A 24,345-nucleotide genomic window follows, 5' to 3' on the forward strand; every position below is an offset into this window, starting at 1 on the left:
TTACTGTCAGTATGGCCATCAACACGCACATTCATATCCGTATGATTTTTAAGCACTCTATATACACTTTCAACCTTGGGTAATTCGGAATCTTTTACATTGTACTTGTCAAAATCAAAGTTAACGCGAACTGTTATTGTAATTTTGTTATTTTCTGTTTTTACTTCAAGTTTTTCATTCTTTGCTTCTTCTTCAATTTGCTGGAACGCCGTTTTTGGAGTTTCCACTGGCGGCGGTGGAGCTACTGGTGGTGGTGTAACCTCTTCTGCTTCAACTTTTTGTGTTACCCAAAGTTTTGGACAGAACTTTATGGTAAGAGAAAACATTGATGTGAGCCCAAGTGCATAGTGCTGTTCAATAGCGTAATCAAACCTGATTGCCTTATATGTCACACCAAAACCAGCCGTTGGGTTTATGTGTTTATCCAACTCAAAAGCACCAGCACGCAACGAAAGAACTTTATTGAAAAATAATCCTTCCCAACCAGCTGCAAGATGTGCATCCTTTTTAAGTGTTTCGCTTGCCTCAACTGAGATTACATGGTTTGGAACAAACCTATAGGCAATACCACCATTTACTGTTGGCTCTAAATTATCAGTCGCACCTGTTTCCCAACGAATTTCTGGCCTGTTTAAGTTGCGCCATGTAACGGCAACGGTTAGTTTATCTATCACCAAGTCATAACTTGCAGAGGCATCGCCGCCGATTCCACTTGCTCCTTTGTCATAAGCAACCATAAAATATTTTATGCCGGCGCCCAAGTAAAGCCGGTCTGTCATTTTTTTCCCATAGCCAAACATAAATGTGTTTTCTGAGTAATTCATAGAGTCAAATGCGCCGGTTGTGCCCATTCTGCTCCAACCAAAGGCAACCGTACCTTCGCCCATCCCTGGATGAGCATAACCAAAGAAGTTATAATTTAACAAACCCATTCCATACATATCATCATGAAAAATGGTTAGCTCGCTGCATTTTACACGAGCAAGCGATGCTTGGTTCCAATAAACCGCACTGGCATCGTTAGTAACAGAAGTAAACGCTCCACCCATACCACGAGCCCGCGCACTTACACCAATATCTTCAAAAGCCGCGCCAAACGCAAAAGAATAAAAACCTGCAATTAATAACACAGCGCCAAAAAAACCAACCGACTTTTTAAGGCAAACCACAAGTTTGCCGCACCACTGAATTTTACAATTACAATTTTTTGTAGCGAGTTCTCTTTGCCGACCAATTTTTTTCAAATTCATCTTTTTCCCCTGTTTGTTTTGCCTAAATTATATTATTAAAACTTTTTTAGATCCCCGATTACTACCTCGGGAATGACACCAGGATTGCTTCGTCGCTACCGCTTCTCGCAATGACAGATACTTTTGTTTTGCTGTCTTTGCGAAACCCGTAAGGGTTGAAGCAATCTCGTCTTAACTACCAGATTGCCACGGGCTAAAGCCCTCGCAATGACTAAAATTTTGCTGTCTTTGCGAAACCCGTAAGGGTTGAAGCAATCTCGTCTTAACTACCAGATTGCCGCGGGCTAAAGCCCTCGCAATGACTAATTCTTTTCGCTGCAATGACTTAAGATTGCTTCGTCGCTACCGCTTCTCGCAATGACAGGCGAGGGTGAGCGGATATGACAAAATGTGATACCAGTCAAGATTACAAAAACTTAAAAATCCTAAATTATCTTATAACACCAATTAAGTTTTTAATTGTATCGGTATTGCCAGAAGCAATGCCTTCGGCAGTAAATTTATATATATATATTCCATTTGAAACCCTTTGCCCGTTTTTGTCTGATGCATCCCACTCTATTATATTTTGGTTGGTGTTATTAACATCACCGGCATCATAACTCCAAACACTTTCGCCTTTTGTGGAAAATACCTCTATTTTTACGCGGGCGGCTTCTTTTAGTTTATACGAAAACATTGCTTTTTCTTTTATGCCATCGCCATTTGGTGAGATTGGATTGTATGGGAGTTGCATATTATCTAACACTGCACCATTATTCTGAATTAAAGGCGTTACTTCATTTACAAAGTCAATACCTGCAAAATAAATTGTACCAACACCCGATGAGTTAACCGCGGAAGAACCAATTGAACGCGAAATTTTTAAAGCAGCAGAGTTTATACCGGTAAGGTCAAGGTCTTTCATTTTTCCGTCTGAACCGCCAGTAGTTTCAAGCGACATTTCGCTAAGAGGAATTTCTAATGTTTTCCAAATATAACTGCGAGAAGCTGTGGAGTAGGTATTTGCTACGGCGTAAAAAACCCTTTTGTATGTTGTATTGTTTTTATCGGTTACAAAAAACTCTATATTTTCTGAGTTGTTTGTGCCCGTGCCCATATAGTAAATTTTGAAACGGTTTGTGCCTACAAGGTTTGGCGACAAACCGCGCTGTAAAGAAAGCCATTCAGAATCATTTAAGTTAAAGTTTACTTGTGTAGCTTTATGGCTTTGGTCAGACGAATCGCTACCTGTTACATTTTCCATGCTAAATGTACCCGGGTTTGCAAGCAAAACTCCATTGATGTCGGTTTGAATGTATGTAGTCCAATTTGCGGCTAAGCTCATATCGTCAAGAGTTCTTACCAATGAGCTAGTTGTGGTGGAACCCGGTTTTAAAAAGTGAATACCCTCTATAAATACAGTACCTGTGTAAGGTGCGCCTGCACTGCGCTCAAAAACAAATGACAGCTGATCAACACTCGGGGCTGTAGACGCAGGGCCTGTGGTGACAATTCCGGTAAAATCTGAAAATGGTATTATAACATTTTGCCAAGAAGTTGTAAGAGTTTTATATGTATTTACTCTTACTTCATGCCCGGCACCTCCACCACCGCGAAGCTCTATTTTAAATTTTTCACCGCCATTACCACCCTTTACCCAAAAAGAAAGATGGGTTGTGCTGCTAAAATTTACAGCATTCATACTTGTCCAGTAACCACCCCACCCAGGAGCCACAGCAGAAACATTAAAGTCAATGCGCACCGAGCCGCCTGAGCCATCGTGCGTTGGAACCGCTGCACTTGAAACATAACTTTCTGTACACTCAGTTGCCGATGGCATTATTCCGCTTGCACCGCCAAAACGGTTTGTGCCGCTAAGGTTGTCGTAATTATCAACATGCATATCCGCAGGGTTATCAATGTAAAGCTGAAGATTGTCTATTGCAATTGTTCCTTGTCCGCCGTTTACTTTTTCAACTACAAACTCTATTTTCATTATTTTTATAAGGTCAAGGTAAGCATCGGCATATGGATACCCATAAGCGGTGCCAGTATCGGTAAGTGTTCTAAAATTTACAACAACACTTTTCCATGTTGACTGGTTTGTTAAACCAACAAAACCAGTTCTTATTGTACCGTCAGCATCTATAAGTTTTACCTTGAGGTTATTTAAAGGGCCAGTGCCTTTGTAGCTAAACTTTAACGCATCGCCAGCAGAAAGGTCAACGGAAGAAAACTCTTTTTGAATAGTTACCCAGTTGCCACCACCAAGTGTGTAGTCAAGCATCACAGCCGAACGAGCAGCGGAGTTGTAACTTATGCTTTGCGTTGTAATTAAACCAGCAGCAATTGTGTCGGTTACAACAGTCCATCCACCGGTGGTTTGCATAGAGTCCAACACAGTTGCATGCGCATTAAGCGCAAGCAGTGCAAATGCTAAAACAAACAACGGAGCAACTAACTTTTTGATTTTCATAACTTTTCCTTTTTAAACCCGAATTTCACAATAGGGTCTGGCATGCCCTACGGCATCCCGCCTTGGGCGGGAATTAATTTTCCTCAAAAAAATCTTCTATTGAAAGCATATCTTCTTGAGCTTTCATTTGCGTGTCGTGATTAAACAAGTAACGAATGGCACCATTGTTTAAATAGTTGTTTAAGGCAATAAGTGTCATTGCTTGGTCTAAACAAAGATATTTTTTGGAAATTTTGAATGTGTTTACATTAACAGCGTCGTAAAAACCATATTTGCCATAAATTTCAGGATAATTAATTAACAAGTTACGAATATTTTTTATTGCCTGTTCTGGAAGTACGGCCAAAGCAAGGAAGCTTGCGTGCGGCGTTATTACACCTTTATCTTGATATCCGCTTGACCCAAGCTCTTCAACTCCGTATTCAAAATAGCCCCATATATTTTCCGGTGTACTGCAAGGCGATATACCCCAAACAGGATATTTTTGTTTTTCGGCATAAGCAATTTGCGCGCGAACTGCAATTTCGTTATTTAAACCAAGACCTTTTTTTGCAACTTCTTGTTCACGCAAAACAAGTGTGGGCATAAGGTACTCAAACATACTGCCACCCCAGCTTGGAACGAACTTTACATTTTCAATTTGATAATACCCCTGAAAAAAACGGGTGCCAAAATATGTTCTTTCAAACCCAACCGGTGTGCGCGCCTGCCACTTCCACTCTGAGGGCAATGTGCGATAAAGTTTAAACCAGTGTTTTCTTGGCACATCTCCCTTGCCAATAGCAATATATGAGGCCACCCTTGACTCGCAACAAAGCAAACCGTAGTGGTAAGGCGAGTACTTTTCTTTTTCTCCGTCGTATCCTACATAAAACTGGCTTTCAATTCTGTCGTATAGCTTATTAAAATCCATTTGCTTAAGCAACACCTCACACCGTTCACCCAGCTCACTTTGAAATGCCTCTTTTGCCACAATTATACCTGCGGCAAGCCAGCCATTATCCACAGTTGACACATAGGGTTTATCGGTTTGTAAGGTTATGGTTTTATAATAGTTGTAAGGGTGGCCTTCCCACTTATCAACTTTTTCTAAACTTTCTATAACGCGAGTTACCCGGCGCACAGCCTCAAAACGATCTATAAAACCAAGGTCAAAAGCTGAAACAACGCACATTATGTAAAGACCAATGTTTGTTACCGATGTGTAACAATTTGCCTTTGTTTTACTTGGGAAAACCATTATGTTGTCTAATGGAAGGCCAGTTTCTTTATCTACAACATCACGAAAATATGCCCAGGTATCGTATGCAATTTCTTCAAGTAATTCGCGCTCTGGCAAGTTTGCAGGAAGGTTTTTTACTCCGGGAACTGTGTAGCGTAAAAGGCGGGCTGTATCGGCATCTACTGGCTCATCACCCTTAGCATCTTCATCAAGAAGTGATGGACAGGTTTTTTCATTTAAAAATTCTACTTTTTGAGCGGGCTGTTTTCCTTCTTTTTTAGTTGTATTTTTTGCGTTTGCAAAAGAAGCAGTTGGTGCAACAAACGCAACAGTAAAAATAAGCAATGCAAAAACAAAATATCTAAAGATATTTGCAAGTATTTGCGAACAAAGTAAAGTTCTCTTGCGCAGGAAAGCCACTAGTGTCCCCTGTTTAATAAAGCGTTTAGTTAATTTGTTGATTTTGCTTGCAGATTATATCAGATTGCGTTTTAGTGTGTCAAGAATTTGTACAATATTTTAACATATTGGACTTTTGGTAATAAGGTTAGTCAGGTTTAATCCGGAATTTGCAACAAGACACGGAATTTTACAAACAATGCCAGACTTTTTCTTCAAAAAGCAGTGTCTGTCATTTCCCCGAGTGCCCTAATTAAGACATTTGAGGGTAAATTCCATCGGGAATGACAAACAGCAGTGTAGGAAATGATCGTCAAGGCCGGATGGAATGACGGGCTTTGTAATTTTTACTCAATTATAAGTTTGCAGATGGGCATACATTTTTTAACACACATTTAATATGATTAGGCCTTCTTGCCTTGCAAACCGCCCTTCCATGTGCCTGCATAAAATGGGAGAACAAAAACCAATCTTTTTTAGGTATTAATTCTATCAATTTACTTTCAATTTTCAATACATTATCACTTTTTATAAAACCTAACCGATTTGAAATTCTAATTACATGAGTATCCACAACTATACCTTCATAAATGCCAAAGCTGTTGCCAAGCACTACATTTGCGGTTTTTCTTGCAACACCGGGCAGTTTTAATAAATCAAACATTGTACTTGGAACTTTACCGCCAAAATCTTTAACTATTATCTTTGCAGTTGCAATAATGTTCTTTGCCTTATTTCTATAAAAACCAGTAGATCTTACATCTTGCTCAAACTCACTTTGACTGGCCTTGGCATAATCATTTATTGTTTTGTATTTTTTGAAAAGTTTTTCGGTTACTATGTTCACCCTTTTATCGGTGCATTGGGCGGAAAGGATTGTTGCAACAAGCATTTCTACGGGGTTTGAAAAATTAAGCGCTGTTTTAGCGTTTGGATATTCTTTTTTTAAAAGGGTGAGAATCTTTGCTACTTTCTTGTTTGTCATTGCGGTCTAACCATATTGTCTGTCATACCGTCAACCTCGGGCTGATTCGCTTCACTCATCGGGATGACAACTGAAAAACAGTTGTCATTTTATCTCAATGGCACTTACCGGACAATCGTTTACCGCCTGCTTGGCAGATTTTAGAACAGCGTCTAACAACTCTACCTCTTTTGCAACGGCCAAAACACCGTCCATCTGGAAAATATCAGGGCACAGCGATACACATAAAGCACACCCAATACAGGCTTTCGCATTAACTTTTGCTTTCATTCATTTTTTCCTTTAGTCGTATTTCTCTTAATTTTGCAAACTTTGCAACCTCATAAAACGATGAAAAAATTGCCCAAAGTAAGCCATTGTAGCCATCTAAAAAACCTAAACGCAAAACATAGCGGACAAAAAAGCTAAAAGGAAACCTTATAAACTGAAAAACGGAGGCGCTTTCATTTTTGTCTTTTCTTTTTAACGCGTCTAGTGAAGAATAGTTATTAAACTTGTCAAAATAACTTGAGATTGTTCTATAACTGTAATGGTTAATCGGGTTTTTTAACCGGGCAACCTTGCCGCTTACAATCAATTTTTCATGCAAAGGCGAGTTATCGTAAAATGCTTTATTTTTTTTAAAAAGCCGTTTTTGCATATCGGGGTATACGCCGCCCCAACGCATTAGCTTGCCAAGAAAATAAAAACGCCGCGGGATTTGATATGCCGAGTAATCATTTATTTTTAGTTTTAATACTTCATCGCGCAATTTATCGCTTATAGTTTCATCGGCATCAAGCACCAAAACCCAATCGCCAATGCAATGGCTTATGCCAAAATTTCTTTGATCGCCATAGCCACCCCACTGCCTTTGCAAAACCTTAGCCCCAAGCAGTTGCGCAATTTGAACTGTTGAATCTGTACCAAATGAGTCCACAACAAGCACTTCATCTGCCCATTTAGCACTTTCAATGCACTTTTTTATAACATCTTGCTCATTTTTAGTGATAATTAGCACAGAAATTTTCATTTGCTCTTATCCCCTAACCTTAAGTAAAATTTTATGATAACATTTTCAAACCACGATCTGTTTTTTTGAAAGTACTTTAACAATGATATTTTAAACATTTTGGCTTTGTCAAAATTGGAGGTAGTTGAACCCTTGCCACCCAAATGTACAACTCTTGAGGATGGTACATAAGTTATAAAAAAACCTTTTGCTTTTAACTGTCTAAAAAGATCTGTTTCTTCAAGATAAAAGAAGAACCTTTCATCTAAAAGCCCAGCTGTAAAAAGCGCATCTTTTCTTGCAAGGAAACATGCACCGCGCAAAGAACTAACACGATATATTTTCCCTGGCCTGTAAAACATCTCTTTAAAACTTACATACAGCTTAACAAACGGCTTTAATAGTTCTGTTAAAACGGTTGGCTCAGGGTAAACTGACTTTTGTATTGTGCCATTTGAGCGCACAAGCCGCGGCCCTGCGACAGCATTTTTTTGAGAAGCAAACAAGGCTTGCCGCAGTACACTTATAGAACCCTGCATTATCTGTGCGTCGGTATTTAAAAACAATATCAATTTATTTTTCGCGAAACGCACACCTTGGTTTGCGGCAAAAGCGAAACCCATATTCTCTGTGTTTTTTATTACATTTATAAATGGAAACTTTTCACACGCGCGCTCAATAGAACCATCGGTTGAGGCATTATCAACAATTACCCATTGTGAGTTTTCTGGTTTTGTTGCGTCATCATTTTCATTAAGGGCTTGCAGGCACTCAAAGAGTACGACTCCAGAGTTTTTTGCCACAATAACCACTGTTATTTTATTATTTTCCACTGTTTTCCCTGCCAAGCATTAGCCCGAAAAGCCAAAATAAGTCCATAGCCACTCCGGGGCCGCGCAAGTGCGCATCAAACATATCGCCAACAAGAACACCAGCAAAGGCAAACATCACACCTATGCTAAAAGCAACTTTAAAAGAATTATTTGAAAATTTAATCACCTTAATACACCCACTGAAAATTAGAAAAATAAGGCCTAAAAAAATTACAAAACCAACAAAACCCTCTTCGGCTAAAAGCGTTAAATAAAAAGAATGCAAATGAGAATGACGATATTTTCCATCAGCATTTAGCAAATCTTTTTTGCCAACCATATCAAAATATTTGGCACTTCTTTGCGGCACGCCAAGGCCAAAACCAAACACAGGGCGATCTTTTATTTCAAGCATTGCAATATGGTAAAGGTCTATTCTTTCGGTAACATTTGTATCGGAAAATGCGGCAGCCGATTTAACACGCGAACTAACAAGCCCAGAATAAAAATACACCAGGCAAAAAATAATCGCCACAACACAAAGCACACCAATACTGCGCCATATTTTACCGCTTTTTATACATAAAAAGAAAACAAATGCCGGCAATATTGCCGCAACAGCTAAATAATAACCTCTTGAACCGCTTAAAAACACAGCAAAAATTAAAAATATTCCAGCTATAACAAACAATACTCTTTTGAGTTTGCTAAACGTTGAACAAAAAAAACCAACAGAAAGTGCAATCAAAGAAAAACTTAAACATAAAGCCGCAAGACCTATATGATGCCGTAACCCTTTTAAAAGCCCTTCTTCAACAAAGTAAAATGAACCAAAGTTCTTCCAGAAAAGACCAAAATAAGCAAGCACGGATACGAAAACAATAGCAAAGAAAACACTAAAATAAATTAGTATGTATTTCTTTATAAGTTCTTCATTTATAACCGTAAAACCAAGAGCAAACGGCAACAACCAATGCATAAAATATGCCGCGCTTAAGTTAAAACCAAGCGCACTATCAGGTGAAAATATGCTTCTGATAAAACCATAAAGCACAAAAACAAGTACAGCAATAAAAACTTTATTTTTCAGAAGCTCACGCGCGTGACTAGGCCAACTTGTAAGCCCAATAAATACAGCACCATAACCCCACACTTGGCTTATAGGCATACCTATGGCAAATATTAAATTTGAAATTTTAGAAAATAATGTCCGCTTCGCACCTATGGCGCGAGCGAGACCTCGCCATAATGGCGGGAAGAATTTTTTTATTTGCATTTTAATTCCTTGTAAATATTGCCAAGTTGTTTTATCGCATTTTCCTTGTTAAAAGTTTTAGAAACAAAACCGGGTGCTGCTTTAGCCATATTATTATACAATGAATGGTCTGAAAGTAATAATTTTAGCTTTTCTGCAAGCTCAAAAACATTAAGAGGAGCAATTATAAAACCGGTATTTCCACCCCAGACAGTTTCAGGTATGCCGCCAATGCTTGTAGCAATCACCGGCTTGCCCATCGCTTGTGCCTCAAGTGTAACCCTGCCAAATGCCTCGCTATCCCAAGAGAGCAGGCAAAAAATATCCATTGCACAAATGTATTTTTCAACATTACTCTTAAATCCAGTGAAAATAACAATTTTGTCCAAACCAAGTTTACTTGTAAGTTCTTGCAGCTCCGTTCTTAAATCACCGTCGCCAACTATTAAGTACCTTATATTTGGAAAATCATTACGCAAAACAGCGGCCGCACGAATTAATATTTCTTGGCCTTTGCCCTTTGGCTTGTTTATAGCCCCAACTGTACCAATAACCTTACAAGCCGAAATATTAAGTTTTTCTTTAATATTTTCACAAGAGACATTCGGATTAAATTTACTTTCATCAACCCAGCCATAAACCACATCAAGCTTGCTGTTGCTAACATTGTGTTCACTACGCAACAATTGCGCAACGCTTTTTGAAACGGCTATAACCTTATCTGGGAAAGAATACAAAAACCGCCCAAGTATTTTATGACGGCCCTGCGTGTGCCTGTGAAATATAACTTTTATCCGCCCAAAAGAAAACCACTTAACAAATATACATGGCCAAAAAACTTTGCCCTGATGAGCATGTAATATATTTATTTTTAAAGCAAAAACTAAAAACACAAGTTTTGATATACCAAATATATCCAAAGAACCTTTGATATTTAATTTAACCTGTTTTAAGCCTAATGCCGATGCCTCGTTAGCAATTGAGCTTTTTGCCGGTGATGCAACAATATTAGAAAAATCAGAACCCTGCATAGCTGAAGCAATATCCAACATTGCCTTTTCAGCGCCACCAAAACTATTTGAACAGTATATGTGCAAAATATTAATCATAAAATAAAAAACCCGGAGCCGCTTGGCCACCGGGAACTTACTAAAACATATTTAAGAACAAACTTTGTATATGCAATATGCAATTTAACTTACCCCTTGCCAACTACCGTTTACACTTAATGGCAGTTCTGCGGGTTTAACTAAAAATACATTTTAAAGGAACGCTAAATTGCCACTTGTAAAATAAAACGGGGATGACGGGATTTCTCTTCCCCCGTCCCGCATAGCGGGACTCCTCCATCGCCTGCCGCCCTCGCTCCTCCTGCCTCTGGCAGCGCTTCGGGTCGGCTTCAAATCCCTATTGAAAATAAAACGGGGATGACGGGATTTGAACCCGTGATCTCTGCCTTGACAGGGCAGCGTGTTAACCAGGCTACACCACATCCCCAACTTACTGCTATATTATTCTAAAACGGATAAGAAGATATACATTGTGTTTCACCCTGCGGGTGATGACCCGTAGGGTCAAACCAGGCTACACCACATCCCCAAATATTCTTTTTACCTTTTGTCATCCCGCAATGACACCTGAAAAAGGCCTGTCATTGCGAATCCCGAAAGGGTGAAGCAATCTCGTCTTAACTGTTAGATTGCTTCGTCGCTACTGCTCCTCGCAATGACACTGGACTTCCGATTACCCGCCTTTGGCGAGGTCGAAATGACACATATGTTCTTTTTATCTTTTTGCTTTTAAGAAGGTATACATAATACACAAAATTGTGTTTCACCCTGCGGGTGATGACCCGTAGGGTCAAACCAGGCTACACCGCATCTTTAAATTTTTGGCAGTATACAAGATTTCTGTCGGAAGTGTCAAATTTTGCTTGTCATTCCCGTGAAAACGGGAATCCGTTCAATATTAAGACATTTGAGGGTAAATTCCATTTGAGAACCGAGACGAAAGAGATGGAGACATTTTCGACACAAAAATTGCAGCGAATGGTTATTCCATTCGTAAGAGTTTTGCGGAAAAAAATGTCCCATATCTTTTGACGAATTCCAAATCCTATTGCAAAATTCGGGTTCAAGTCAAACACTCAAAATGAGTGCCTATTTTTTCCCCGAGTGCAACTTTTGAAATTATACCCTTAATTCTGCCATTTGCAATTACTGTTTTAATACCTGAAGCGATTGCAATTTTTGCGGCTTTAATTTTTGTTGACATCCCGCCGGTACCCTTGCCACTTGACGACTTGATAGAAGCATAACTCTCGTGTTCTCGTGTTATTTTATTTACGCTACAAATTAACTCGCTTTCCCCCGGAACTCCTTTGTAAAGCCCATCAACATCTGTAAGCAATAACAATAAAGACGCACCAACACATACGCAAACATTCGCCGCTAATGTATCGTTATCTCCAAAGTTTATCTCTTCAACAGCGACGGTATCATTTTCATTTATAATAGCTACGGCCTTCATTGCCATCAATTCAAGCAATGTGTTGCGGGCGTTTGTGAGTGTATGACGCTCATCAAAATCACGCTTTGTTACAAGCACTTGAGCAACAGGAATTTTATATTTTAAAAAAACTCTTTCATAAATACTCATTAAAATTGGCTGGCCAATGGCGGCAAGAGCTTGTTTTTCTTTTAAAACCGACGGCCGCTTAGCTATGCCAACCCTGCCCATTCCAGCACCAATAGCGCCAGAAGTAACAATAATTACACTATGTCCTTTTTTCATAATAGACACAATATCGCGCGCAATAGCACCAATCAGTTTTTTATTAACCGAACCATTGTTTTGCGTAAGTAAGTTAGTTCCAATTTTAACTACAATTTTCATTTTTATACCGAGTACTTGCCGCTTCTTGCCTTTTTTAACGCGGCCTCAAGCTCTTTTTTTTTGTCTTCAAAACCAGCCCTGCCCATAAGCGTGTATGTTAACTCTTTGCCAAGCTCTACACCGGGCTGATTAAACGCATCAATATTTAAAAACTCACCGGCATACGCTGTGGCCAGCTCAAACATATATAAAACCTGGCCAATAGTGTACTCATTTATTACCGGTAATTCTATGCTCATATTCGGCCGTGCCTCTTTTGTTAAGGCAAGCCGTGTTGCTTCTTCTTCGGCTTTGAGCAATCCATTTAATGAATGCCCGCCAAGGTAGTGACCATCAAACGAAGGAATTTTTACAGTGTTTGTAAACTTACCGACTGAAAGGAAAGTAATAATTTTGTCTTGTGGCCCTTCTATATAAAGCTGTACCTGAGAGTGCTGATCTGTGGTGCCAAGCGCTTTAACCGGTGTTGGCCCAACGCAAACAACCTTCCCGTTTTTGTCTAATTTCTTACCCAAACTCTCTGCCCATAACTGGCGATACCAATCAGCTATGCCATAAAGCGCATTTGAATATGGCATCATTACGGATAGGTTTCTGCCGCGTTTGTAGAACATATACTGTATTGCCGCGTACAAAGCCGCTGGGTTTTTAAGTATATCTTCATTTTTGCATTGCTTATCCATTGCCGCGGCACCCTCTAAAAGTGCCTCAACATCAATGCCAGAAAAAGCCGCAGAAACAAGACCAACAGGCGTCATTACAGAGAACCTGCCGCCAACATTATCCGGGATTGGAAAACTTATCAAACCCTCTTTATTTACGGTTTCACGCAGGTAGCCCTTTTTTGCGTCGGTTGTCACTATCAAATTATTTTTATAATTTTTACCAAGTCGTTTCTTTAGGGCTTCTTTGAAAACAAAGTAGTTTGCAAAACACTCAGCCGTACTACCCGACTTTGATATAACATTAAACAATGTTGTTTTAGGGTCAACTACATCTAAAATACCTGATATTAAATCAGGATCTACATTATCTGGAACAAATATCTTAGGCCATTTTTTTCTACTCTTTTTATCAAGCAGGTTCCAAAATGGGTGCCTAAGAGCTTGCGTTAAAGCAATGTTCCCAAGTGCGCTTCCACCAATACCTATAACCACAAAGTTATCAAACTTTTTTGCAAGGGAGTTTGCAAGTTTCGTTATTTCTTTTGCGTCTGCCGTCTTATAGGGCAAGTCCATAAAACCAATTTTACCGGACAACCTATCTGCCTCTATATTCTTTCTTGCGGCAAGCGCTTTGGTATTAAATGCTGAAATTTCTAAGAGAGAAAGACCATTTTTGCCCACAAAATCTTTAAGACAATTCGCATAATTTAGTACTATCTTAAACATTTTTACCATCCTCCCACTTCCGACGATACTTTTACATCACTCTCACCTGCCCTTCGGGCTTCCTCTCCCCTCGAGGGAGAGGATTGAGGTGAGGGGGCATTTTGTAACCGACTATTGCTTTAATTTGTTTTACTTTTTTTCAACTGTATAAGTGCCGCTAAGCGAATACCTACTCTTGAGTTGTCGGCAACACTTTTTGAATTATAAGAGAAAAATACTTGTATGGCGTAATGGTCGCTTGCGTATGCGGGCATTTTAGCAATTACTTTTATTTTTTTCTCTTTTTTCGGCCCAAGCGAAAACTTTAAAGGCGACACTTTTATCCACTCTGGAGCAGGTTTTCTAAGCATTGGGTTTGAGCCATCACTCCAATCTTCGGCACTAATTGCAACATCTACTTTTTCCGTAGAATCATTTTTTACCATAATGACATGCTTTATTTTCTGATTATTATTAAAATAAATTTGTTCAAAATTTGGCTTAAGTGTTAAACAAAAAGCGCTAAGCGCAAAAAACATTGTGACAATCAGTAATAAGAATATTTTTATATGTTTCATTTAACCCCAAAAAGCTGGATTTCCCCTTACCCGCCTTTGGCGAGGTCTAGCCTGGGGCTGACAATCCGAGGGAATGACAGAACTTTCTTTTTAGTTGTCATTGCGAATCCATCTTGGGTGAAGCAATCTCGTCTTAACTGATAGATTGCTTCGTCGCTATGCTCCTCGCAATGACAAGCTTTGTGAGACGGAAATGACACGGGCCGTGTTATTTTCAACACATTGATTGTTCTTTTGTAGTTTTAGCAATTGCCGCATATTATATAAAAAACGCCGCTATTTGTTAGCGGCGTTTAAAACATTACCAAAAAACATAAAATTATTGTTCCTATTTTTCCAAAACAAACTCAACACGGCGGTTTTTTGCCTTGCCCTCTACTGTTGTGTTATCGGCAATTGGAGTTGAACCACCCATACCAATGCTACTTAAGCGGTCTTCTGAGATGCCCATACTTACCATTTGTTCAAGCACGGACTGAGCGCGCAGTTCTGAAAGGTCAAGGTTTGCTTTTACACCGCCAGAACTGTCGGTATGGCCCATAATTGTTACATTATAATCAGTATAATTATTCATAAGTTTCACAACTCTTGATATTTTTTGTTTTTCACTTGGCAATACTTGAGATTTACCACTTTCAAAATTTATGTTTTCTGTAATTATAATTTTTTCGCCTTCCGCTTTAACATTCATTCCCTGCTTTTGCGCCTCTGCAAAAATAACTAATGGTTCCTGTGCCTTAGGTTCTGGAACTACAACTGGAGTCAACTTTACTTGTGACACCGGCACTGGCGCTACCGACTGTATTTGTGGCATTGTCTCTGGCATCACCTGCTTTATTTTTGACTCAGGTTTTGGCTCAACCTTTGAAGCTATTTCTTCCTCTTCAACTACCACTTTTGGTTGTTGGTGTTTTACTTCTTGCACATATTTTTTTTCTTCGGCAACATAATTCGGATCTAAAAACCTTAAGGTAAGAGAAATTCTATGAGTACCCATACTTTCTTTAATAAGAAGGGGCATTATAAAGCCATAATCAAGCTGTAAGTCCAAATTATTTAAAGTAGGGTTTATACCAAAACCAATAGCCACTTCCGTGGTATTAGCGCCTGCTCTTAAAGCAAGCAGGTGTTCAATAAACCAAAACTCGCCGCCAAGATGCACATTATATTTATCTGATGCACTGCCCCAATCTTGCATTCTATACGAAAAATCAAGCGCGGCAAGTATGTCTTCTGTGAAATTATATGCACCGCCTAAACGCAGTTCGGCAGGTACAATATCTTTGCTCTTAAGGCCCAAATCCGGCTGAGTAATATTTTTAAGCGATAATCCAAGCGCCAAATTTTCATTAAGAATTTCTGGCCGATAAAGCGTACCAAGGTCTAGTGTTAATGCACCTTTTGAGTTACCACTTGCAAAAACAGGGTCGTTTATAGTGCGATTGTCCAATGTATATTTGTGGCTTAAATACTTTAAATTTACACCACCGGAAAAACCAGCCCCTATCACTCTTGAGTAATTAAAAGCAAAAGAACTTTCATCATATAAATCCGCACTAACAAAGTTTGTCCAGCTAAAACCAATTGTATTGTCTTTATTTTTAAGAGGCATGCCAAAAGCAAAGTAACTAAGCCCCATATTTACTTCATCTAAACCAGTATAAAGCTTACCGTACATAAATGTAAGCTCAGGGTCTTGCAAACCGGCAAGCAAAGAGGGGTTATAAAGCATACCGTCGACATCTTCATCAATGGCAGTGAAAGCGCCGCCAAGCCCCATTGGCCTTGCACCCCAGCCACTTTCTTGAAAAGCCGCAAACGATGTAGCAGCTATAAGCGTGAGAATCAAGAGCGCTGCGCAAGCGGAGCAAAAATGCTTAAAGTTTGTTTTTTCTATTTTCATAAAGTTACCTTAGAAACTCATTACTATTTGACATATTTTGTCATTCCCGCCCCCGATTAAGACACTCGAGGGTAAACTCCAGCGGGAATCTAGTTTTTATTGATACGCCATTTGTGGATTCCCTCTAATCCCGCCAAGGCGGGAAGGGAATGACAAGCACTGCTTTTTTTAGTTGTCATTGCGAATTCATCTTGGGTAAAGCAATCTCGTCTTAACTACCAGATTGCCGCGCTTCGCTCGCAATGACACCAGGATTGCCACGGGCTAAAACCCTCGCAATGACACCGAAACCTTACTTTGCTATTATTACAGTCCCGCTAATAAGTTTCTTTTTGCCGTCAACATCCGCATTAAATTGGTAAATATAAGCACCGCTTTCAACTACACTGCCACCTTCATCTTTACCATCCCATCTTGGCATATCGGGTGAGTTAATTGTTCTTATGTTCCTGCCATTTATATCATAAATTTTAATTGAGAAGTCAACACCACTTAAACCGTCAAAACCAGCATAATCATTTATACCATCAACAGTTGCGGGGGTAATTATTTTTTCTTTTGGCCTGTAATCTGCGGCAGTCATTGCACCTTGGGCAAAGAGAGCATACTTACTGAAGTGGTCTATGTAGACACTTAAAGTATGGTTTTGTTTGTCAAGTACCCCACCGACAAGTCGCCATTCAAAACCATCATACCAACAAACCTTAAGGTCTTCCGGCTTCATATCGGTTTCTGTACCGTCAGGGAACTCAACTTTATCGTCATTGTCAACATCAAGATAAAGTATTGTAAGTTTAACCGGCTTTGCAAAATGCAACCCTTCGGGAGAAAATTCAAAAGCCATAAACGGTCTGTCTTTATCTATGTTGCCAAAAGCTCTCTGAGGCACTGAGTTGACATCTAACTGCGTAATTGTAATGTCCACTGGAGCCGAAAGCGCGCCAACTGGTATATCTAACCCGGTGTTGCCATCGTCGGGGTTGCCATCCGGCACAACAAGCTGACCGTCAAGTGTTGCCAAGAATGGAATATCGTTTGTAAATGTAATTTCTTGAGGATTTGATATTGTTTTACTGTTCCAATCACTTGTATTTACACCATCTGTCGCCGTTATATAGTAATAAATTTTTGATACGTTTAGTAAATCTGCCTGGCTAAGCGTGTACACAAAATTTTTGCTATAACTTGTGCCGCCTGAGACGACACTCATATTTACATTAACCCAAGCACCGGAGTCAATTTTGTAATGCACCTGAGCACTCTGTACATTTTGATTGTCTTGCACGGCTACTCTAAACCTTAAAACATTGCCCGTACCTACTATTTTGCTTATTGCCTCATGGGTAATTGTTGGAGGTTCAAAATCGGCCTCCTGATATATTTCAAACCAAACATCTGTATCAAACGAGCCAGCAGAGGCATTAGCAAAATTTGCCTCAAAGTAGATATTCGTTGTTTGTGAGCTTGCAGAAAAACCCGGACCCTGATCCTGAACCATTGTATAAAGGTTTGTATAAGCAGTTGACCAATCTGACTCGCCTACATCTTTCAAATATTTCCAACCACCTTCAATTGCAGAAGAAGTGCTTATTTGCATACTTGCCGAAGTAGAAGAAACCCACGCCGCAGCAATATTTGAGTTCGCATTAGCATTTATTAATCCGGCTCTTATTAATCCATCAAGACAAGGAGGGTTATTTGTAAAAAGGTCAACACGCCACTGCGGATATTGAGGAAGTGGAGATATGCCATCGTATGGCTGGTAGAAAAGTTCTACATATTCATTGGCAAGTTTGAAGGTGTCGGTACCCAACGCAGCCGCAAAAGTTATGCCAGGTTGAACAGAATTATCTGAAATCTTTTTTGGAGTGACACTTATACTTACCGCTTGGGCGGCAACAGCCAAACAAAGCGCAAGCAACACCGCCGAAGCGACTGTGGTTGCACCTTTGATAGTTGTACGCATTGCAGAGTTCATTTATTTTTCAAACCTTATATCGTCAAAATAAACTATACCGGCTCTACTACCGCCTGCACCGTCGACACGCCAATTTTCAAAAACCGTCGTAAACTTTTTTATTGTGGTTTTATCAAGACTTGGGAAATAAGTGGGGAAATCAGCATAGTATTCTTTCCAAGATGTTGTAACATTTGTAGGTACAATAGCACGCTCAACTCCTGATGCATCTACAAGTCCTACCTTAAAAGTTTTAGGGTTTTCAGCATCGGAGTTTGCTCTCACCCTAAACCTTAGCGTTGAATACTGTGAAAAATCATGCGGAACTTCTACAGTTCCATCAACACCACCACCGAAAAGTGCGAATGTCCCACAATAGCTACTGCTGGTAAAATAAACCACTTTCCAAGACCGCACAGCGCCAGAAGATGTTGTTGTATCATACGATTCACTGCAAGTAGCGGGATCAGCAGCCCATGCACCATTATTACCACCTAACGCATTTGAACCCCATGCATCCCCAAAGCTGTCAATTCTTACTGCATTAGGAGCGGTTGTGCTAAAAACAATGTTGTCTATATAGAAAGTTGTACCAAAAAGCATTCCGTTGGTATTTAGATAGTCATGTTCAAAAATAAAATTTATATAACCTAAATCTTTAAGATTATTTGTACTTGAAAAATTTGCGAAAGCGTCCAAAGGAATTGTTACTGTTTCCCACGAAGTGCCTGTGCCGCCGTTTGAACCGGAAGTTCTATCAAGGTAATCCGAAAGGTAAACCTTAGAAGTTGTACTTTGATTTGTGTTTTTCCACTCAATTTTGAAACTTTGGCCAAGGTCAACACCCTTTATGTCAAAAGAAATTGCTCTGTATTTGCTTATGTCGCGTGACGCACTTGAAGAATTGGCAAGCCCAATGCTCATACCTGCCCACTCACCGGAATTTGTCACACTGTAAACAACTTTTAAGCAAGCATTATTTCCTGGATGAGCGGTTTCGTCATAACTTATATTAACTGACCTGCCAGAACCAGTATTAAGCTGGCCGTACTGGCCGCCCCAGTTGTTTACCCCGCTCATTGAGTCAAAATTATCTAAAACATCACTTATTGCAGTGACAGAAACGCTTCCATTCATTGCAACTGGCGCGCTTGAAATAAAAGCGGCATTGCAAATGGATGATGAAAGAAAAATAAGCGATATGAGTAAACTTGATAGTATAAGTGCTTTATTTATTTTCATTGTCGTTTTTTAGATTCCCTCTAATCCCGCCAAGGCGGGAAGGGAATGACAGGCATTTTTTGTTTCTAGAATGACAGAACTTTCTTTTTAGTTGTCATTGCGAATTCATCTTGGGTAAAGCAATCTCGTCTTAACTACCAGATTGCCGCGCTTCGCTCGCAATGACGACTATGTTGTGTCATTGTGAATCCCGTGTGTTCCCTGTCATCTCGAGGAGCAAAGCGACGAGAGATCTTTAAGATCCCTCACTGCGTTTCGGGATGACAAACTTTTTTGTTTGCAATGACAAGCCATTTGTTCTGTCTGTGTAATCTCTCTTTAATCTGTGTAACCAAGGGGGCAGGAGTTTTTGGGTGCCCCCTACTACTTCACTTCAATTTCTTTATTTACTCCAACAATCACTTCGTCGTCTAAATTGTATAAAAATGGAGAATTTACATTTATGTTTGCAGTACATTTATATGTTCCTGCAGGCCAGTCCTTGTTTTCAAACGAAACTCTAAATTTTTCTGAACGGTTTGGAAATACAGGGAAACCATAATCCATTTTGCCAACAAACTCGCCAGAAGGGCAAGAAATTTTAACTTCCCCTTTTGGCCTAAAGTGCGATGGCCCGTTATTTTTTATTGAAAGAAAACAACTTAAAGAACGAACACCATTGGCCGAAGAAACATTCACATAAAAAGAACTTAACTCAAAATTTGTTTTACTTGAAGTTCCCGTAAAAATATAAATTGGAACGCCGTTGCGAGTTTTAATGTTAAGCATCTCACCCGATTGCCCCTGTGGGCTGGCAACGAAGTAAATCATCGTTGCCAGCTCTCCAGTTGCATTAATCGGTATTTTTATATCAACTATTACTTTTTTTGATTCCCCATTCTTTAATAAAAACGGTTTTTGCGGGTAAACTTTAACGGCCTTCTCGCTAAGTTCATTGCTGCCTGTCGTTTGCTTCCACCAAGCTAAATCAACTAATGTTTCTACAAACATTGTTGCTTCTTCTTGGTTAGCAACAGCGAACTCAACAGTTAATGTTTTACCCGGCTTTGCCGTTTTCTCTGTTACTGATGGTGAAACGTTCAAAAAGCAATAGCCATTGATTATAAAGAACAAAACCGCAATAGCACTAAGATATAGTGCCTTCATATTTAATTGTGTGAAAGGTCAATAACAAGAGTTCCTGTATAAGAACCTGCCGCCACAACGCTACGATCTACTTCTGTGTAAAGATAGAATGGAGCTCCGACAGCAATTGCTCTATATTGCTCCGGCAATACATTTGGTACAGTTATATTTGCATAGCTGACGCTTCCATAAGCAACTGTTGTATAGCCCTCAGCATCTGCAGTGGCGAAGCTGTTATCAGTTAAACTTCCGGGATCCCAAGCATCGTGATGATCTTTGATAAATGTCCAACCAGTAGTTGTAGAAATTGCTGGTGAACCTACACTTATACCGCCTAAAACCGTGGCAGTTGATGCCTGCCAAGCCAGAGAAAGAGTAGTGCTGGATGTGTAGTTACTAAGACCACCATACTGGTAACCCCATGGCCCTGGTGTGCTTGGCGCTACTGTGAAATTATCTGTGTATGTTTTAATTTTCCACACAGAATTGTCAGCTATAGTTATTTCCACATATTGCTTTCCTGCTGTATCATAATAAGTACCGCCAGAATCAAGAGTGCCAAGTGCATAAGCAGCTATTACATCATCCGTCACATTTCTTACTTCAACACCCATTGAACTTATACTATTAACTGTTGCCGACATTGCGACCGGGGCACTTGAAACAAATCCCGCAAAAGACACTGATGCCGCCGATACAACAAGCGCTGCTACTACTAAAAACTGCATAAACCTTTTCATACTTCCCTCCTATTTATTTTTGTTTTGCCATGTTAAGGCAAACATTACGCGCTGTATTATACAAAATAAATCTAAAAAAACAAATGAGACCTGTGAAATATTTGTAAAGTTTATTTCACCTCCTTACATCTTATTTTTAAAGTTAACTTCAAAAGCAGGTAAACAATGTTTCTGCTTTATTTTTGTTTTGCCGTGTTAAGGCAAACATTATACACTTGCATTATACAAAACAAATTTGAAAAAGCAAATTGGACTTGTGAAATATTTATTTTATAAAACTTATTTTATCTACGATGATTGTACGCATTGCAGAGTTCATTTATTTTTCAAACCTGATGTCATCCACATAAATTACACCGACCTTAGCTGTAACATGAGAGTATTCAAAAGTAAAATTCATCTCTTTTATTGCAGTTTTGTTGAGTGCTGTGCCACCCCAGTTTATAAATGAGATTAAATCCATTGAGTATTCTTGCCATGATGTTGAAACACCTCCTGCAGGAATATATGCAAAATGATCACCACCATAAATAGCGTCTGTGTCCTTAAGTTCCACCTTGAAATATACAGGGTTTTCACCTGAAGAGTTTGCTTTCACTCTAAACTTTAGCTTTGAATACTGCGAAAAGTCATGAGGAGCTGCGGTAATCCAATCAGAACCACCACCAAATTGTGAGAATGTTCCGCAATAACCACCAGAAACGACAGTATAAGCTAATTTCCAAGACCGCACAGCACCAGAAGATGTTGTTGCGTCGTATGATTCATCACAATAATTGGAAACATTGCTATCACTACTAAATGCACCATTATTACCACCAAGAGCATTAAGCCCCCAAGCATCACCAAAGCTGTCAATTCTTACTGCATTAGGAGCGGTTGTGCTAAAAACAATGTTATCTATGTAGAAAGTTGTACCGGGAAGCATTCCGTTGAAAGTTACCAGATAGTCGTGTTCAAAAACAAAATTTATTTGACCCAAATCTTTAAGAGAGTTTGTACTGTAAAAATTTGCGAAAGCGTCAAAAGGAATTGTTACTGTTTCCCAGTCGGTGCCTGTACCGCTATTTGTGCCAGTCGTTCTATCAACGTAATCCGAAAGGTAAACTTTAGAAGTTGTACTTTGATTTGTGTTTTTCCACTCAATTTTGAAACTTTGGCCAAGGTCAACACCCTTTATATCAAAAGAAATCGCCCTGTATCCGCTTATGTCGCGTGATGCGCTTTGAGAATTTGCAAGCCCAATGCTCATACCTGCCCAATCACCAGAATTTGGCACATTGTAAGAAACCTTTAAGCAGGGATTTCCTGCATGAGCGGTTGCGTCATAACTTATGGCAACAGAATTCATAGAGCTAACATTAAGCGGGTTGTAGCGGCCACCCCAATTGTTTACCCCGCTCATTGAGTCAAAATTATCTAAAACATCGCTTATCGGTGTAAGAGAAACAATTCCACTCATTGCAACCGGCGCGCTTGAAATAGACCCCGCAAACGACATTGATGCCGCCGATACAACAAGTGCTGCTACTACTAAAAACTGCATAAACCTTTTCATACTTTTTTCCTATTTATTTTTGTTTTGCCGTGTTAAGGCAAACATTACGCGCTCGCATTATATAAAATAAATTTAAAAAAGCAAATTGGACTTGTGAAATATTTGTAAAATTTATTTTTGCCTATTTATAATGTTTGTACGCATTGTAGAGTTTATTTATTTTTCAAATCTGATTGAATCAAAATATACAATCCCGCTATCTGAGCCAACCCTGTTAGGAAGGCCAAATATATTTTGTTCAATAACTATACTAAATTGACTTATGCTATCTTTTTGCAAACCATCTGTTGGTTCTAACGACACTGTATATTCGTTCCAAGTTGTTGTTAGAGGAACGCTTGGTTCAAATGTATTATCTGGAATGTAAGCCCAACGAACACCACCGGCATCTTGAAGCTCAAGTTTTACTTTTGAAGGATAATTTGTTTCACTTGCAAGTTTTACACGAATTTTTAAATAATTATACGCGGAAAAATCGTGCGAAACAGCTGTCCACTTATCACTGCCGCCGCCAACTTTAAACCAAACACCGCTATAATCGTCAGTTGGAATATTGTAATTTAAGGCAAGAGACCTGGGAGACGGACTAGAATATAATAAGTCATAACCAATTGTTGTACCAATATTACCCGAGGTACCAATATTTCCACCAAGAGCATTCAGCCCCCAAGCATCACCAAAATGGTCAATTCTAACAGCATTTTGAGCGGCTGTACTAAACCCGATATTATCTAACCAGATTGTATCACTTGTATTCATTCCACTGCCAGTTAAATAACTGTTTTCAAAAATTAAATTTATTTCACTTAAACTGGTTATACTGCTTGAAAAATTCGCAAAAGCATCTATTGGAATGTTAACTGTCTGCCAGTCGGTGCCTGTTCCACTATTTGAACCTGTTGTTTGGTCAAGGTAATCTGAAAGGTACAAAATAGATGTAGTTGATACTTCATGTTTTTTCCACTCAATTTTAAAACTTTGCCCCGCACTTGCTCCTTTTATATCAAATGAAAATGTTTTAGCGGAACTTATATCTCTTGCAATATCTGCAACTGGCTGATTGGCAAGACCAATACCCATACCTACATAATCATCAGAGATTGGCACATTGTAAGCAACTTTTAAACAAGCGCCGCTTGGGCCGCCGCCGGACCAAGTTGTAGAATCATGATTGATAGTAATAGACCTGCCAGAACCAATGTTAAGCGGGCTGTACTGGCCACCCCAGTTGTTTTCGTCAGTCATTGAGTCAAAATTATCTAAAACAGGCCCTATTGCGGTAATAGGAACATTCCCACTCATTGCAACTGGCGCACTTGAAATAAATAAAGCAGCATTGCAAACGGATGATGAAAGGAAAATAAAAGGTACGAGTAAACTTGATATTAGAAGTGCTTTATTTATTTTCATTTTTGTTTTTTAGATTCCCTCTAATCCCGCCAAGGCGGGAAGGGAATGACAGGCATTTTTTGTTTCTAGAATGACAGAACTTTCTTTTTAGTTGTCATTGCGGGCATAATACTCAAAAAGTGTTGCTATTTTTGATAGTTTTGAAGTAGCAAAACCATTTTAAGTAACTAATTTTATGATTTTCAGAAAGACCAC

At 39.3% G+C, this 24,345-nt stretch carries 19 protein-coding genes and 1 tRNA gene; all 20 read right to left on the minus strand.

Annotated features, from left to right (window positions below):
• The coding region (locus M0Q46_05425; protein MCK9583028.1) for a hypothetical protein at positions 1-1,250 on the minus strand (1,250 nt) is incomplete at its 3' end.
• Between the two features lie 430 nt (positions 1,251-1,680).
• Positions 1,681-3,708 carry a gliding motility-associated C-terminal domain-containing protein gene (locus M0Q46_05430; GenBank protein MCK9583029.1) on the minus strand — a complete coding sequence of 676 codons (2,028 nt, stop codon included), beginning with the start codon at positions 3,706-3,708 and terminating at the stop codon, positions 1,681-1,683.
• A 73-nt stretch (positions 3,709-3,781) separates the two neighbouring features.
• Complete coding sequence (locus M0Q46_05435; protein MCK9583030.1) at positions 3,782-5,350, minus strand: DUF3131 domain-containing protein; 1,569 nt, start codon at positions 5,348-5,350, stop codon at positions 3,782-3,784.
• Between the two features lie 334 nt (positions 5,351-5,684).
• A complete protein-coding gene (gene nth / locus M0Q46_05440) occupies positions 5,685-6,314 on the minus strand; it encodes an endonuclease III (GenBank protein ID MCK9583031.1) in 630 nt (209 codons plus the stop codon).
• Positions 6,315-6,398: 84 nt separating this feature from the next.
• Complete coding sequence (locus M0Q46_05445; protein MCK9583032.1) at positions 6,399-6,584, minus strand: ferredoxin; 186 nt, start codon at positions 6,582-6,584, stop codon at positions 6,399-6,401.
• Positions 6,568-7,326 carry a glycosyltransferase family 2 protein gene (locus M0Q46_05450; protein ID MCK9583033.1) on the minus strand — a complete coding sequence of 253 codons (759 nt, stop codon included), beginning with the start codon at positions 7,324-7,326 and terminating at the stop codon, positions 6,568-6,570. The genes M0Q46_05445 and M0Q46_05450 overlap by 17 nt, the downstream gene beginning before the upstream one ends.
• Positions 7,323-8,138: a glycosyltransferase family 2 protein gene (locus M0Q46_05455; protein ID MCK9583034.1), complete on the minus strand. Its 816-nt coding sequence runs from the start codon at positions 8,136-8,138 to the stop codon at positions 7,323-7,325. The genes M0Q46_05450 and M0Q46_05455 overlap by 4 nt, the downstream gene beginning before the upstream one ends.
• A complete protein-coding gene (locus tag M0Q46_05460; protein ID MCK9583035.1) occupies positions 8,128-9,393 on the minus strand; it encodes an O-antigen ligase family protein in 1,266 nt (421 codons plus the stop codon). Before M0Q46_05460 ends, M0Q46_05455 begins: the two co-directional genes overlap by 11 nt.
• A complete protein-coding gene (locus M0Q46_05465) occupies positions 9,384-10,481 on the minus strand; it encodes a glycosyltransferase (protein MCK9583036.1) in 1,098 nt (365 codons plus the stop codon). Before M0Q46_05465 ends, M0Q46_05460 begins: the two co-directional genes overlap by 10 nt.
• A gap of 313 nt (positions 10,482-10,794) precedes the next feature.
• Positions 10,795-10,869: transfer RNA gene (locus tag M0Q46_05470), tRNA-Asp, on the minus strand.
• 636 nt (positions 10,870-11,505) lie between these two features.
• The gene (gene proB / locus M0Q46_05475) at positions 11,506-12,267 is read right to left on the minus strand and encodes a glutamate 5-kinase (protein MCK9583037.1); all 762 of its coding nucleotides are present in this window, start codon (positions 12,265-12,267) and stop codon (positions 11,506-11,508) included.
• A gap of 2 nt (positions 12,268-12,269) precedes the next feature.
• Positions 12,270-13,658, minus strand: coding sequence for a glucose-6-phosphate isomerase (locus tag M0Q46_05480; GenBank protein MCK9583038.1), 1,389 nt, complete (start codon positions 13,656-13,658; stop codon positions 12,270-12,272).
• A gap of 119 nt (positions 13,659-13,777) precedes the next feature.
• Positions 13,778-14,215: a hypothetical protein gene (locus tag M0Q46_05485; GenBank protein ID MCK9583039.1), complete on the minus strand. Its 438-nt coding sequence runs from the start codon at positions 14,213-14,215 to the stop codon at positions 13,778-13,780.
• A gap of 328 nt (positions 14,216-14,543) precedes the next feature.
• On the minus strand, positions 14,544-16,118 hold the full coding sequence (locus tag M0Q46_05490; protein ID MCK9583040.1) for an OmpA family protein: 1,575 nt from the start codon (positions 16,116-16,118) through the stop codon (positions 14,544-14,546).
• Positions 16,119-16,410: 292 nt separating this feature from the next.
• A complete protein-coding gene (locus M0Q46_05495) occupies positions 16,411-18,084 on the minus strand; it encodes a gliding motility-associated C-terminal domain-containing protein (GenBank protein ID MCK9583041.1) in 1,674 nt (557 codons plus the stop codon).
• 12 nt (positions 18,085-18,096) lie between these two features.
• Positions 18,097-19,317 carry a hypothetical protein gene (locus M0Q46_05500; GenBank protein MCK9583042.1) on the minus strand — a complete coding sequence of 407 codons (1,221 nt, stop codon included), beginning with the start codon at positions 19,315-19,317 and terminating at the stop codon, positions 18,097-18,099.
• 363 nt (positions 19,318-19,680) lie between these two features.
• Positions 19,681-20,400 carry a hypothetical protein gene (locus M0Q46_05505; protein ID MCK9583043.1) on the minus strand — a complete coding sequence of 240 codons (720 nt, stop codon included), beginning with the start codon at positions 20,398-20,400 and terminating at the stop codon, positions 19,681-19,683.
• Between the two features lie 65 nt (positions 20,401-20,465).
• The gene (locus M0Q46_05510) at positions 20,466-21,182 is read right to left on the minus strand and encodes a hypothetical protein (protein MCK9583044.1); all 717 of its coding nucleotides are present in this window, start codon (positions 21,180-21,182) and stop codon (positions 20,466-20,468) included.
• 319 nt (positions 21,183-21,501) lie between these two features.
• A complete protein-coding gene (locus M0Q46_05515; GenBank protein ID MCK9583045.1) occupies positions 21,502-22,740 on the minus strand; it encodes a hypothetical protein in 1,239 nt (412 codons plus the stop codon).
• A 156-nt stretch (positions 22,741-22,896) separates the two neighbouring features.
• Positions 22,897-24,150, minus strand: a complete 1,254-nt coding sequence (locus tag M0Q46_05520) for a hypothetical protein (protein ID MCK9583046.1) — start codon at positions 24,148-24,150, stop codon at positions 22,897-22,899.
• Between the last annotated feature and the right edge of the window lie 195 nt (positions 24,151-24,345).

The organism is Endomicrobiales bacterium (assembly GCA_023228045.1).
GTDB lineage: Bacteria > Elusimicrobiota > Endomicrobiia > Endomicrobiales > JALOBY01 > JALOBY01.